Here is a 13882-nt window from a genome sequence, read left to right as displayed (position 1 = left end):
ACGTCAAGGGTGGGGACAGGGTGCCTGGGGCAGGCGGCTGAGAATAGAACCGGAATGAGGCGCTCCAGTCCTGCTGGCGAGCGGGTTGGCCTGGAGGGTGTCGAGCAGACCGCGCAGCCCGTGAACCGCGACCCCCATGGGCTGGGTGACGCCCGGCTGGAAGCAGATGACGGTGTCGCCCGGGCTCAGGGCGCGCTGCGGCTGGTCACTGACCAGCCGCGTGGGGCCTGCGGGCACGTCAGCGGCCTCGTCCGCCTCCATGATGCGCCCTTCGGCGCAGTCGATCAGCGAGAGCTGCACGCGGCGGGCAAAATCCTTGCGGGTCTCGGCGCCCTGGCGGGTCCAGGTCTGCGCGCCGCAGCGCACCACGGCGGCGCGGGTCAGGTGGGGCGCGGCCAGCAGGGACAGCGGCATGCCGCGGCCGGCCTGGGCGTTCTGGCGGGGTGGTGACGGCGCCGCCCCGCGGGCGAGCCTGGGCAGTATGTCTGCTCCCGCCCCAACAGGCCCCCAGTCCGGTCCGATCACCCGCCTGCGCCACGCGCCTCACCCTGAACGGCTGCGCCAGCGCTTCTGGGCGCAGGTGCGGCGCGGCGCGGAGGCGGAATGCTGGCTGTGGGCCGGTGGAACCGGCAACAGCGGGTATGGCCTGTTCCGGCTGGGCCCCCGCAAGGTGGGCGCGCACCGCGTCGCCTGGATGCTCACGCACGGTGAGTTGCCCCCCAGCGCGCTGCATGTCTGCCACACCTGCGACACGCCGCTGTGCGTGTGCCCAGCGCACCTGTTTCTTGGCAGCCACCGCGAGAACATGCGCGACGCGACCGTCAAGGGCCGCAAGAAGGGCCGGGGTGGGCGGACAGGGGAGGGCAACGGGCGCGCGCGTCTGAACGCGCCCACGGTGATTCGTCTGCGGGCGCTGCCCTACCGCCGTGGCCTGGACACCGAGCTGGCCCGGGCGCTGGGGGTCTCGGTCTCGGCCGTGTACCTGGCGCGGACTGGCCAGACCTGGACGTCGCTGCCGATGCCGGGCGCGCCGGGCTGGGAGGCCGCGCTCGCGCGCCCTGATTGAGCGGGAAGCGCACCTTCTTACCAGTGGATAAGAGCTCCGGCTGGGGCGTCAGGAATCGTGTGCCGCCGGGCCTGCCGGCGGCGTGCTGGTGTGGTAAATTGTCCGTGCTTACCGCATAAGCGCGTGCTGTGGCTCTTGATTGAGACGTATTTAGCCTCAAAATCGAGCGGGAAACCGTGGGGGTTCGAGTCCCCCCATCGGCACCACCACGAGCACAAGCCCATGCGTCTGCGTGGGCTTTTTGCGTGTGCTGGGGCGGGCGGTGCGTGACGGTCAAGCTTTCAACCCGCCTGGACGGCATACCTCGGCTCAACTCCAGTCAACTGGCGGCTCCTGTGCCGAGTGACTGTTCCTTGCCCGTTGATGACGGGCGTTGACATGTTCCCAAAAGGGGAGACCGGAACTCCCGGCTCAAGCTTCCAGCCATGCACCGGGCCGCTGGAGCCGCTGGTCATCCCCGCTGGCCGCACTGGTAGGCACGGCGGCGCGACGCGGAAGCGATGAGTCCAGAGACGCCCCGCTCCTGACGCGGTCCGTACGCTTGTAAGCGACTTGTGAGAGCCCTTGACGCACCCTTACTGGCAAGACCGTTGACCCACACGGCATTCACCTTCCCACCAGCGTTCGATCACCCATCAGCGTCCCGTCCTGCGGCGCTGCCCTCCTATCACATCCCTGCAGGCCTTTGCCCCCTGAAGGAGTTCCATGATGAAACGCGCCCTGTTGCTGCTGTCCTTGCCCCTGCTCGCTGCCTCCTGCGGCTCTGTGTCGCCGGTGCCGACGCCGCCTGCTGCTGCTGAGCCAACCTCATCTGAACTTGTGTCGCTCAGGATCAGCGCAGCCGGCAACGTCAAGACCCAGGGTCTGGCTGGTGACTTTCCCGCCGCCCACTTCGACGTGCGGGTGCGGGACGCCAGCAATCAACCTGTTGCGTTTAACGGCGGCAATTACGATCCCACCGGCAAGGGCGCCCGCGTGCTGACCCTGAACACCTCCAATAGCTTCCAGCAGACCCTGCTGCTGCCGGCAGGCGAATACACCTTCGAGAATGCGGTGCTTGACGATTCCACGGGGAAAGTCCTGCTCGCCTACGGTCCTGCCAGTGAGAACCCAGGCACCATTCGTGGCGAGGGCAGCATTGTCCAGCTGAAGTTTCACGCTGTCTTTGATAAATCCGTCAGCACCCTGGCTCCCGCCATCAGCCTGCCTCAGCTGTTTACCGGGCGCACCTTCAACCTGGCCCTGAACCCGAAGACCGCCCCCGTGGGCGGGCTCAGCGCCGTCATCCCAACCGCTGACCTGGGCAACGTGACGTACACGCTGGGCAATCCCACCGACGGAGTGTTGAACAACGCCGGCGGCAAGGTGGGGGTCAACGTCACCGCCCGAGGCACGGCCAGCGACGCGGTGCTGAACGTCACAGCCTCCTTTAGTGCCTGGATTCGCAACGCCGGCACCGACACCGCGTCGTTTGGGCCAACGACGCTGGAATACGCCCAGAAGATTGAGCTGAGTGCACTGGTGGCCGACCTCAAGGTACCGGTGCTGACATTTGCGCCAGTGGGTAATGCGGTCCGCAACGTCTCAACCACGCTGTCGGGAACGGCAACCGACGACGTGCAGTTGGGTGCGGTCCGGGTGTACGACAACGGGGCGCTTCTGGCAAGCTCCGAGCCGGGTGAGGCCGCAGCCAGGATCGCCATTGCGGCTGGCGGGAGTTGGACGGTGGGCTGGACGCCACAAATAGCGGGCAGCCACACGCTGACGGCTGTGGCCACCGACAGCAGCGGCAACGAGTCGCGTGCCCAGCAGACCGTTGAGGTGGCGGGAGGGACGGCGCAGTCGACCGGAGAGTTCATCTTCAGCCCGGACACCCGTAGCGTGGAGTTTGACCTGCAAAACGGGGTGCCCCGAACTTTCCGGGTGGTGGTGCCTGCCGGCATGTCTGCCGATTACCTGGCCCTTTTCAATCCGGGGGATTGCATCCAGAGAGACTCGTTCTGCCTGCCTCAGGGCATCAAGCGCTTCTCCACATCCATGGTGAACGAGAAGGGTCAGGGCGTGCCGCTTGAGGAATCGATTTTTGATGTCACCGACGTGGGCGAGATCAAATACGATGAAACCACTGTTGGCCTCACGTCAGGCGAGTACTGGGTGACGGTCAAGCCCACTGCCGACACCCGCGTGTCCCTGTACGGCTACACCAACTGAGGATACAGGCGGACACTGCTTCAGCTTCAAGGCAGGTACATCGGTTCTATATGCGTGCAAACGTCCCACCCACGGCCGGTCATGGCGGGGTGGGGCTTTCAGCGTTCTCCTGGAGTTGTGTCGCGTGCGCCGGCCAGTGTCAGTCCCGTGGGTGCTGCGGAACCGGACGCTGGTGTATCCTGGGACCGCGCGGGTGCCGGACCCTCAACAGGCGACAAACTGCCCAGGGACGCGTTCTATTTGGGCACCCCACCAACGAGGTAAACCATGATCCTGAACCTATTTATCGTGCTGTTCGCGCTGATCTGTGTAGCGCTGGTGTTTTTCATCCTGTTGCAGGTGCCCCGGCAGGCGGGTCTCTCGGCCAGCATGGCGTCCGGCGGCTCCCTGTTGGGGGGGCGTGGAGTAGAAGGCGGTCTGGTTCGCATCACCAGCGTGCTGGGCGGCTTTTTCATGTTGATCGCGCTCCTGATCAGTCTCGTCTCTCGCTAGGCAGATCACCCGTCCCGGAACGCCACTGATGGGAGTGGCTTCCGGTTTTTGCTGACGGCAAAAGCAAGAATTACCTCTCAGACGTAAAGTGATGGGGGTAAGGATGGCCCTTGTAGAAGGAAAGGTGATTTCACGCTTGACCTTCTCTAAGCCAATTCATATATTGACCGCGCTGGAAACCCCACGACAACTCGGTATCCGTTTGGCCCAGGCCGGAACGGAGCCACTTCCAGAACTCAAGTTCTAAAGTTGTTGACCCATTCCCCGGAGGAATCACATGAAGAAAGCTCTTTTCCTGGCCCTGGCCATGACCGCGACCACCTCGATGGCTGCCCCCTTCGTCTACCCCGCTGCCTGGACGGGCGACACGAACACCGCCAACAAGACCGGCGGTGAGTTCCGTGACTTCACCATCTCGGACTTCAAGACCATCAACCCCTTCACCAGCGCCGAGGCCACCAGCATCCCCGGGACCATGGAAGTGGGCGCAGGCCTGTTTACCCAGGACCCCCGCAACGACGACTACATCCCCAAGATGGCGGCCGGCCCGGCTGTGGTTAGCAACAACAACAAGCGTTTCGTGGTCAAGATTCGCCCCGACATGAAGTTCAGCGACGGTCAGGCCGTCACCGCTGACGACTGGATCACCACCTGGAAGATCCACACCGACGACAAGGTCGGCTCCAACAGCTACGACAGCTTCTTCATCAACGACAAGCCCATCACCATCAAGAAGATCGACAACCTGACCCTGCAGTTCGACTTCCCCTCGCAGAGCTCCACCGCCCTGGCCACCATGAGCTTTACCCCCTGGCCTGACCACGTGTTCGGCAAGGCGTATAAGGCCGGCGGCGCCGACGCGATCAAGAAGATGTGGGCCCTGGGCACCAACCCCAGCGAGATCGTGAGCCCCGGTATGTGGGTTCTGGAGAGCTACAAAGCTGGTGAGCGTGTCGTGTTCAAGGCCAACAACAACTACGGCGGCTGGAACAAGGACGCCAAGGGCAACTCCGTGCCCTACCTGGACAAGTACTCCTACCGTGTCGTTGCTGACCAGAACGCTGGTTTGGCCGCGTACCTCGCCGGACAGATCGACACCTTCGGCGTGCGCAACGCGGACGATCTCGCCCAGATCAAGAAGGCCACCGACGGCGGCAACCTGAGGGCCTTCCTGAAGGCCAACGTGAGCCCCCAGGCGCAGTCCTCCTGGATCGTCTTCAACTGGAACAAGGCCGGCGACCCCGCCAAGCAGACGCTGTTCCGCGACGTGCGCTTCCGCCGCGCCATGAGCCACATCGCCAACCGCGACGCCATGATCAAGCTTGCGCTGGGCGGCTTGGGCAGTGAGAACTACTTCAGCGTCTACCCCATCTTCAAGGCGCAGATCGACGCCGGCATTGCCGCCGGTGCGCCGCGCTACCAGTACGATCTGGCGCAGGCCAGCAAGCTGCTGGGCCAGATGGGCTACACCAAGAAGAACGCCCAGGGCTACCTGACCGGCAAGGACGGCAAGGTGCTGGAATTCAACCTGGCCACCAACGCGGGCAACACCACCCGTGAGCAGCTGGGCCGCATCTTCGCCGACGAGGCCAAGAAGGTAGGCGTCAAGGTGAACTTCACCCCCATCGACTTCAACACGCTGGTGGGTCAGCTGACCGCCAAGGGCGAGAACCGTCCCTTTGATGCGATCCTGCTGGGACTGGCCAACGGCACCAACACCTGGCCCTTCGGCGTCAACGTGGTGCCCTGCGGTACCAACCTGCACAGCTATAACAACCCCACCGATGGCAAGTGCCTGACCAGCCAGGAACAGCTGATGACCAAGCTGTTCTACCAGGGACAGGCCGAGCTGAACACCGCCAAGCGTCTGGCCGTGGGCGCACAGATCATGAAGACCGAAGGCGAGCTGCAGCCGGTGGTCTACCTGGTGGGCAACAACTACCACGTCACCTTCAACAGCCGTGTGGGCGGACAGTACGACGACAAGATGATGGACGCCTACTACGGCAACCGCGACATCGCGCTGACCTACATCAAGTAATCGGGCCCTTTCATAGCCTGGGGGGTGGTCTGCTGTGGGCGGACCACCCCCCATCCCTTGAGCGCCTGTCCAGATCGATATTCAGAATTCCAATGAATTTCCAGAAGCTACGGAGTGAGGCATGTTTCCATTTCTTGTAAGGCGCTTTTTCCAGGCCATTCCCACGCTGCTTCTCGCCAGCGTGCTGATCTTTTTCGTGATCTCGCTGGCTCCCGGTGACTTTCTGACCCCGGCCCGTCTCAATCCCGGCATCAGTGAGCAGCAACTCGCCAACCTCAGCGCGACCTTCGGGCTCGATAAGCCGGCCTACGTCCAGTACTTCTACTGGATGCGCAACATGCTGCAGGGCGACTTCGGGCTGTCGTTCCAGTACACCCAGCCGGTGCTGCCGGTGATCTGGCCACGCATCGTCAACTCGGTGTATCTGGTGCTGCTTAACCTGGTGTTCTTCTACGCCATCGCCATCCCCATTGGCGTGTACGGCGCGGTGCGGCAGAACTCGTTCGGCGACAAGTCCATCAGTCTGGTGCTGTACTTCCTGCTGGGGTTTCCGAGCTTCTTTCTGTTTCTGATCGTCATCTACTTCATCTTGCAGATTCGTAACGTCACCGGCTGGGATATCCCCCTGGGCGGCATGACCAGCAACAACTACGAGGAACTTTCCTCGCTGGGCAAGTTCTGGGACGTGCTCAAACATCTGCTTATTCCGGCGGCAGTGCTGGCGATCACCGACGCTGCGGGTCTGACCCGCGTGATCCGCGGCCTGATGCTGGAAGTGATGCGCTCGGATTACATCCGCACAGCGCGGGCCAAGGGCGTCAGCGAGCGCACCGCTATCTGGAAGCACACTTTCCGCAACGCCATTTTGCCCATCGTGGCGGGAATCGGCGGCCTGTTGCCGGCGGCCATCAGCGGCGCGGGCTTCGTGGAGGTGGTCTATGCCTACCCTGGCATCACTCCCATGCTGCTGACCGCCATTACCGCGCAGGATCTGTATCTGATTGCGGGCTTCACCGTAATCTCGACGATCTTGCTGATCATCGGCAACGCGATCTCGGACATTCTGCTGGCCGTGGTCGACCCACGCATCAAGGTCGGCTGAGGCGAACATGACCACTGCACCCACTACCCAGACCAAGAAATTAAACGCGCAGGGCCAGTCGCAGTTCTCGGTGGCCTGGGGCCAGTTCCGCAAGAACCGACTGGCCCAGACCGGCGGCGTTCTGCTGATCCTGATTTACCTGATGGCCGTCTTTGCACCTGTTATCGCACCGGATGGACTGTCCAGCTACTCCACTTCCAACATCACGCGCTTTCATCCGCCTACCCCCATCCAGTTTCGTGATCCCGAGACGGGTGCCCTGACCCGGCCTTTCGTGTTCAAGTATGGTCAGGAACTGAACATGAACACCTTTGTCAACGAGTACAAGCCCACCGCGGAGCAGTGTCCCGTTTATTTCGGAGTGCGCGGAGCAGAGTACAAGATCCTGGGCTTTATTCCCGGGAATATTCACCTGTTCGGCACCGGGCAGGAAAAGCCCGACTGTAATGTCTTTTTGTTTGGCGGCGAGGCGCTGGGTCGCGACCTGTTCACCCGCACGCTGTACGCCTCGCAGATCAGCCTGACCATCGGGGTGCTGGCCGTGTTGCTTAGCACGGTTATCGGCCTGCTGATGGGCGCGCTGGCAGCCTTCTTCGGCGGCGTGGTCGACACCGTGATCATGCGTCTGGTGGAAGTGATCTCGGCCATTCCCTACCTGTTCTTGCTGCTGCTGTTGCGCTCGGTGTTCCCACAGAACATCAACCCCATCTTTGCGCTGTATGTAATTCTGGGCATTCTGGCCTTTATCGGCTGGGGTGGACTGGCCCGTGTAACACGCGGTCAACTGCTGAGCGTTCGCGAGCAGGACTTCGTGTCGGCGGCGCGTGCGCTGGGGGCCAGCGACAACCGCGTGATGTGGCGGCACATGTTGCCCACCATGACCACCTACATCATCGTGACCCTCTCCCTGAGTATTCCGGGCTTCATTCTGCTGGAGTCGGGCCTGAGCTTCCTGGGCATCGGCGCCGTAGAGCCCTACGTCAGCTGGGGCAGCCTGCTGGCGCAGGCGCAGGAAGGCGGACTGTCCAGCCTGAACACCCGGCCCTGGGTGCTGATTCCCGGCTTCTTTATCGTGTTTACCGTGGGCTGCTTCCAGCTGCTCGGCGATGGACTGCGCGACGCCTTCGACCCGCGCAAGCGGCAGTAGGCCCGCCGTGATGACACAGGATGTGAGAGAGGCATGTATGATGCGTTACGTGCGAACAATGGAGGAAAAATGACCGACCGCGCCACCAAACAGGCCGAGGTGCTGCTGGCCGTTAACGGCCTCAAGACCTATTTCAACACCGATGACGGGGTGGTCAAGAGTGTGGACGGCGTGACCTTCCACATCAACAAGGGCGAAACCCTGGGCGTGGTGGGCGAGTCTGGCTCCGGCAAGAGCGTCACGAGCCTCTCGATCATGCGGCTGATCCCGATGCCGCCGGGCGAGATTGCAGGCGGGGAAATTCTGTTTACCGGGTCTGGTGGCCAGCCCCAGGACATCGTGAAAATGTCGGAAGCCGAGATGCGCAAGATTCGCGGCAACGAGATTTCGATGATCTTTCAGGAGCCGATGACCAGCCTGAACCCGGTGTACACCGTGGGTGACCAGATCGCCGAGGCGGTGATGCTGCACCAGGACAAGAACCGCAAGGACGCCATGGGCGTGGCCACCGATATGCTGCGGTTCGTGGGCATTCCTGCCCCGGAAAAGCGCGTCAACGAGTACCCCCACCAGCTGTCCGGCGGGATGCGTCAGCGCGTCATGATCGCCATGGCCCTGTCGTGCAATCCGGCCCTCCTGATCGCCGACGAGCCGACCACCGCGCTCGACGTGACCATCCAGGCGCAGATTCTGGACCTGATGCGCAAGCTGCAAAAAGACATCGGCATGAGCATTCTGTTCATCACGCACAACTTAGGCGTGGTGGCCGAGATGGCAGACCGCGTGGTCGTCATGTACGGCGGGCGCGTGGTGGAAGAGGGCGACGTGATCGAGATCTTCAAGGCGCCGCGCCATCCCTACACCATGGGCCTGCTGAACAGCATCCCACGCCCCGGTGTGGACGCGCACGTGCCCGGCACGCCGCGCAAGCGCCTGGAAGCCATCCCCGGCAACGTTCCCAACCCGCTGAACCTGCCGCCCGGCTGCGCCTTCGAGCCGCGCTGCAAGTTCGCCATCCCCGAATGCAGCAAGGCAGTGCCCCCGCTGGAAGATACAGGCGGCGGCCACATGGCCCGCTGCATTCGCTGGCAGGAATTTGCCAAGGCTGATCAGGAGGTAACGGCATGAGCGCTCCCGCAATTGCGAGGACGTCCGCCGCCGATTCGCGCGGCATGACGCAGAAGGGCGAGACGCTGCTGGAAGTCCGCAACCTGGAAAAATACTTTCCGATTCGCGGCGGGCTGCTGTCGCGGGTGGTGGGCAACGTCAAGGCCGTCAACGACATCAGCTTCACGCTGGCACGCGGCGAAGTGGTGGGTCTGGTGGGCGAGTCCGGCTCCGGCAAGACCACGGCGGGCCGCGCCATCCTGCGCCTGATCGAACCCACCGGCGGCGAGGTGATCTTCAACGGCACCGACGTGACCAAACTGTCCAAGGGGCAGATGCGCGACTACCGCCGCGAGATGCAGATCATCTTCCAGGACCCCTTCGCGTCGCTCAACCCGCGCATGACGGTCTCGGACATCATCGGCGAGGCCATGCAGATTCACAACCTGAATCCGGGCAAGGGCCGCATTGACCGGATTGCCGAACTACTGCAGAAGGTGGGCCTGCGCCCCGAGCACATGCGCCGCTACCCGCACGAGTTCTCCGGCGGCCAGCGCCAGCGCATCGGTATCGCCCGCGCCCTGGCGGTGGACCCCCTGTTCATCGTGGCCGACGAGCCGGTCTCGGCGCTGGACGTGTCGATTCAGGCGCAGGTGGTCAACCTGCTGCAGGACCTGCAGGAAGAGCTGGGCCTGACCGTGCTGTTTATCGCGCACGATCTGGCCGTGGTGGAATACATCTGCGACCGGATCATCGTGATGTACCTAGGGCGCATCATGGAAATCGCGCCCAGCCACGAGCTGAACAACAACCCCAAGCACCCCTACACCGAGGCGCTGCTGTCCGCCGCTCCGGTGCCGGACCCCACCGTCAAGCGTCAGCGCATCATCCTGGAAGGCGACATTCCCAGCCCGATCAACCCGCCTTCGGGCTGCGTGTTCCGTACGCGCTGCCGCTATGCCATCGACGACTGCGCCAAGGTGGTACCTGAGCTGCGCGAGGTTGCGCCCCAGCACTTCAAGGCCTGCATCCGGGACGACATTCTCTAGGCCCGTTCGTCCAGTTCGGGATTTAATACGGGTCCGCCTCCGCTGTGGGGCGGACTTTTCTAATTCCCGTCTGACTGACCCTCTCACATCTCATAAAGTGCCATCGGCAACCATACGGGCATGAAACGAACCCTGCTGGTGGCCTCGGCACTGACCCTTGGCGCGGCCCACGCCACCGATCTCCGGATCTACCCCTCGTTCGCCGAGGTGCGCCAGCCTGTCAGTACTGCGGGCAACACCCTGAACGTCTCGCTGCCGCAACAGGCCTGGGAAAACGTGCTGGCCGGTTCCCTGGACCTGGAAGGTCTGGCCTTTAACAGCGCCGTGCAGAAGCAGGAGGCCAACTGGCTCAGCGGGCTGGAGGGCAAGACCGTGTTCCTGGCGCGGAACACGGACGGCGGCGAGAAGACCGAGCCCGTGACCCTGATCCGCGCCCGCGATCTATTGGTCAAGGACGCGGCGGGGCGTTACTTCAACGTCCGCTACGAGCAGCTGCGCTTCGACACCCCGCCGCCCACCAATCCGCTGAGCCCCTCGCAAACGCTCAGCTATAACCTGCCGAAAGCCGGCAGCGGCACGCTGGTCTACCTGACACGCAGTGTGGGCTGGTCGCCGCGCTACACGCTTAAAGCCAGCACTGCGGGCGCGCAGCTGTCCGCCCTGGCCGACATCCGTAACACCACCGAACTGCCCTACGACGTGAAGGACACCGAGCTGTATTCCGGCGACGTGAACGTGCAGGCCAACCCCAACGCGCAGGCAAACTTCGAGGCGGCAGACATGGTGATGCGGGGGGCTCCGGCGCCCATGACCGCGCAGGCGCCCAAGATTGGTGGCGGCTCCGAACTGCGCGGCCTGTACCGTTACGCGCTGTCCACCCCGTTCACGCTGCCGGCCAACAGCGTGGTCACCCTGCCGTTCCTGACGCCCAAACTGAGCAGCTTCGAACGTTACGTGGGCCTGAACACCTTCTTCAACGTCGCCACCCAGAGCGGCACGCTGGACCGCTCGTACCGCTTCAAGGCCGACGCCCGCCTGCCTGCCGGGCCGATCACGGTGCGTGAGGAGGGCCGTCTGGTGGGCCAGACCCGCCTGGACGAGACGCGCGAGGGCGGTACGGTGGAATTCAGTCTGGGCGATGACCCCGATGTGGAATACACCCGCACGGTGCAGACGGCCAACCAGAGCAAGGACAGCAAGGGCAATGTGGTCAAGACGACCTACAAGGTCACCTACGCCTTTGAGAGTAGCAAGGAGCGCAGCGTTCGCGCCGAGATCACCGAACGCGTCGGCGGACGGACCATCATCATTGACAGCGCGGCGCCCACCAAGAACGGCGGCATTGCTACCCTGAAGGTGGACGTCCCGGCCAAGGGGAAGGTCAGCAAGAGCTTCACGGTGGTGGTGGACAACTCGTAGGCCACAGCATGGAAGGCGCCGCCAGAGTGCAGATGCTCTGGCGGCGCTTTTGTGGATAGGATTAAAGTGTTGGTGTCGGCGGTGTCGGGGTCCCGGCCTGACAGTCCGGGCAGATGCCCTGCAACTCCACCCTGGCCCCGGTGATCTGCCAGTCGTGGCCCTGCCCCTGGGGTTGCAGGTCCGGCAGGCTCAGGGCCACATCCAGCAGGGTGCCGCAGCCGTTGCACCGCAGGTGAGAGTGCGGGGTGAGGTTGGTGTCGTACCGGACCTCGCCGCCGCCGCCGATGACCTCGCTGACCAGCCCATGCGCGCTGAAGACGCGCAGGTTCTGGTACAGCGTGGCGGTGGGAATGGGTTCCCCGGCCAGCCGGAAGCGTTCGGCGATCTCCTCGGGCGTGAAATGCCCGTCAGTCTCGGCAAAGAATTGCAGGAGCCGCAGGCGGGGCTGGGTGGTCCGCAGGCCGCGCCGTTCCAGATGCCGTTGCAATTCAGAGAGGGTCATCATGCACCACGGTCCTGGGTGGAGGGCTGGCGGTCCATGTTCCAGGCCAGCCCCCCAGCGTCGACGGGCACCCCCAGCTGCCCTCAGGCCGTCTGGGTCTCACGCTGGGCGTCTTGCCTTTCCTTCGTCTGACGCGCGGCCTTCAGGCCCTCGTCTACGCGGCGACCATAGTCAGGGTCGCATTTCGTGAACAGTTCCACCATGCGGGCCTGTACCTCGGGAATGGCCGCGGAGATGTTCTCGACGAGGTTGTTGATCAGATCGTCGCGCTCGCGGTCGTCAAAGGCACGGTAGCGCTCTCCGGCCTGCTTGAAGTCGTTGGTGCGCTCGATGCTGGCGCGCTGCAGGCGGCCCTCGACGTGCGGGCTGTGCTCGGGCAGGTCACGGGGGGCTTCCTTAGGCCCATTCATGCTGGACGGCTCGTAGTTGACGTGCGGGTTCTGCCCCGGCACGGTGTCCACGTGGTAGGCCATCTGACCGTCACGCTGGTTGGTGGCCACCGCCGCGCGCGGCGAGTTGATAGGCAGCTGCAGGTAGTTGGGGCCGACGCGGTAACGCTGGGTGTCGGAGTACGAGAAGGTGCGGCCGACCAGCATCTTGTCATTGCTGAAATCCATGCCGTCCACCAGCACGCCGGTGCCGAAGGCCGCCTGCTCCACTTCCGCAAAGTAGTTCTCGGGGTTGCGGTTCAGGGTCAGCATGCCCACCGGCATCATCGGGAACTGGTCTTCTGGCCAGATCTTGGTGTCGTCCAGCGGATCGAAGTCCAGCTCGGGGTGCTCGCCGTCCTCCATCAGCTGCACGCGCATCTCCCACTGGGGAAATTCGCCGCGCTCAATGGCGTCGAACAGGTCCTGGGTGGCGTGGTTGAAGTTCTTGGCCTGGATCGCCTCGGCCTCCGGCTGGGTCAGGTTTCTGACGCCCTGCATCGGCTCGAAGTGGTACTTGACCAGCGTGCCCTCACCCTTGTCGTTGACCCACTTGTAGGTGTTGACGCCGCTGCCCTGCATCTGGCGGTAGTTGGCGGGAATGCCCCACGGAGAGAACAGCCACGTCAGCATGTGCACCGCCTCGGGCGTGTTGCTCATGAAGTCGAAGATGCGCCCGCCGTCCTGGCGGTTGGTGACGGGATCGGGCTTCAGCGAGTGGATCACGTCCGGGAACTTGATCGCGTCGCGGATGAAAAAGACCTTGAGGTTGTTGCCCACCAGGTCCCAGTTGCCGTCCTCGGTGTAGAACTTGACGGCAAAGCCGCGCGGGTCACGCAGCGTTTCGGGCGAGTGGCCCGAGTGGATCACGGTGGAGAAGCGCAGGAACACCGGGGTTTCCCTGCCCTCGGTCTGGAACAACTTGGCGCGGGTGTACCGGCTGATGCTCTCGTCGCCCACCCGGCCATAGGCCTTAAAGACGCCGTGAGCGCCGGCGCCGCGTGCATGCACGACGCGTTCGGGGATGCGCTCGCGGTCAAAGTGGCTGATCTTTTCCAGAAACTGGTAGTTCTCCAGCGTGGCCGGGCCACGCGTGCCCACGGTGCGCTGGTTCTGGTTGTTGCTGACGGGATGGCCCTGACGGGTGGTCAGGGTCTGGCCGCTGTTCTCGTTCTGCTTGCTGTCTTTCGGCTCGATCATGGAAACTCCTTGGGTGGTCAGTGCAGGCCACGGGCGCACTTCACCGGAATGGGAAAAGCCGGGCACAGAATGCGGGCCCAGTCCCCGTAATCATAATGATTATGAATTAAGATGTCCA

The 13882-nt window shown here is 63.5% G+C and carries 12 protein-coding genes; 9 read left to right on the top strand and 3 right to left on the bottom strand.

All coding sequences use genetic code 11. From position 1 onward, the window contains the following. Positions 1 to 3: 3 nt before the first annotated feature. On the bottom strand, positions 4 to 414 hold the full coding sequence (locus IEY31_RS04310) for a hypothetical protein (protein ID WP_188969343.1): 411 nt from the start codon (positions 412 to 414) through the stop codon (positions 4 to 6). 67 nt (positions 415 to 481) lie between these two features. Between IEY31_RS04310 and IEY31_RS04305 the strand changes: the two genes are divergently transcribed. From IEY31_RS04305 to IEY31_RS04265, 9 genes are all read left to right on the top strand, one after another. Then, complete coding sequence (locus tag IEY31_RS04305; protein WP_188969342.1) at positions 482 to 1066, top strand: HNH endonuclease signature motif containing protein; 585 nt, start codon at positions 482 to 484, stop codon at positions 1064 to 1066. A 705-nt stretch (positions 1067 to 1771) separates the two neighbouring features. Further along, complete coding sequence (locus IEY31_RS04300; protein WP_188969341.1) at positions 1772 to 3277, top strand: Ig-like domain-containing protein; 1506 nt, start codon at positions 1772 to 1774, stop codon at positions 3275 to 3277. Positions 3278 to 3544: 267 nt separating this feature from the next. Continuing rightward, complete coding sequence (gene secG / locus IEY31_RS04295) at positions 3545 to 3769, top strand: preprotein translocase subunit SecG (RefSeq protein ID WP_188969339.1); 225 nt, start codon at positions 3545 to 3547, stop codon at positions 3767 to 3769. A gap of 277 nt (positions 3770 to 4046) precedes the next feature. Next, positions 4047 to 5810 carry an ABC transporter substrate-binding protein gene (locus tag IEY31_RS04290; protein WP_188969337.1) on the top strand — a complete coding sequence of 588 codons (1764 nt, stop codon included), beginning with the start codon at positions 4047 to 4049 and terminating at the stop codon, positions 5808 to 5810. Positions 5811 to 5931: 121 nt separating this feature from the next. Then, positions 5932 to 6912: an ABC transporter permease gene (locus IEY31_RS04285; RefSeq protein WP_188969335.1), complete on the top strand. Its 981-nt coding sequence runs from the start codon at positions 5932 to 5934 to the stop codon at positions 6910 to 6912. A 7-nt stretch (positions 6913 to 6919) separates the two neighbouring features. Then, complete coding sequence (locus IEY31_RS04280; RefSeq protein ID WP_188969333.1) at positions 6920 to 8059, top strand: ABC transporter permease; 1140 nt, start codon at positions 6920 to 6922, stop codon at positions 8057 to 8059. A gap of 69 nt (positions 8060 to 8128) precedes the next feature. Next, positions 8129 to 9187, top strand: coding sequence for an ABC transporter ATP-binding protein (locus IEY31_RS04275; RefSeq protein WP_188969331.1), 1059 nt, complete (start codon positions 8129 to 8131; stop codon positions 9185 to 9187). Next, positions 9184 to 10215, top strand: coding sequence for an ABC transporter ATP-binding protein (locus IEY31_RS04270; RefSeq protein ID WP_308424307.1), 1032 nt, complete (start codon positions 9184 to 9186; stop codon positions 10213 to 10215). The genes IEY31_RS04275 and IEY31_RS04270 overlap by 4 nt, the downstream gene beginning before the upstream one ends. A 120-nt stretch (positions 10216 to 10335) precedes the next feature. Next, positions 10336 to 11634 carry a DUF4139 domain-containing protein gene (locus tag IEY31_RS04265; protein WP_188969329.1) on the top strand — a complete coding sequence of 433 codons (1299 nt, stop codon included), beginning with the start codon at positions 10336 to 10338 and terminating at the stop codon, positions 11632 to 11634. A gap of 61 nt (positions 11635 to 11695) precedes the next feature. On the opposite strand, the gene IEY31_RS04260 is transcribed toward IEY31_RS04265, so the two are convergent. After that, complete coding sequence (locus tag IEY31_RS04260; RefSeq protein ID WP_229723310.1) at positions 11696 to 12139, bottom strand: Fur family transcriptional regulator; 444 nt, start codon at positions 12137 to 12139, stop codon at positions 11696 to 11698. An 80-nt stretch (positions 12140 to 12219) separates the two neighbouring features. Next, positions 12220 to 13764, bottom strand: coding sequence for a catalase (locus tag IEY31_RS04255; RefSeq protein ID WP_188969327.1), 1545 nt, complete (start codon positions 13762 to 13764; stop codon positions 12220 to 12222). Positions 13765 to 13882 lie beyond the last annotated feature (118 nt).

The sequence above is a fragment of the Deinococcus aerolatus genome (assembly GCF_014647055.1).
GTDB classification, from domain to species: domain Bacteria; phylum Deinococcota; class Deinococci; order Deinococcales; family Deinococcaceae; genus Deinococcus; species Deinococcus aerolatus.
Note: the sequence above shows the minus strand (reverse complement) of the source record. Positions and strands in the feature narration are given on the sequence as shown.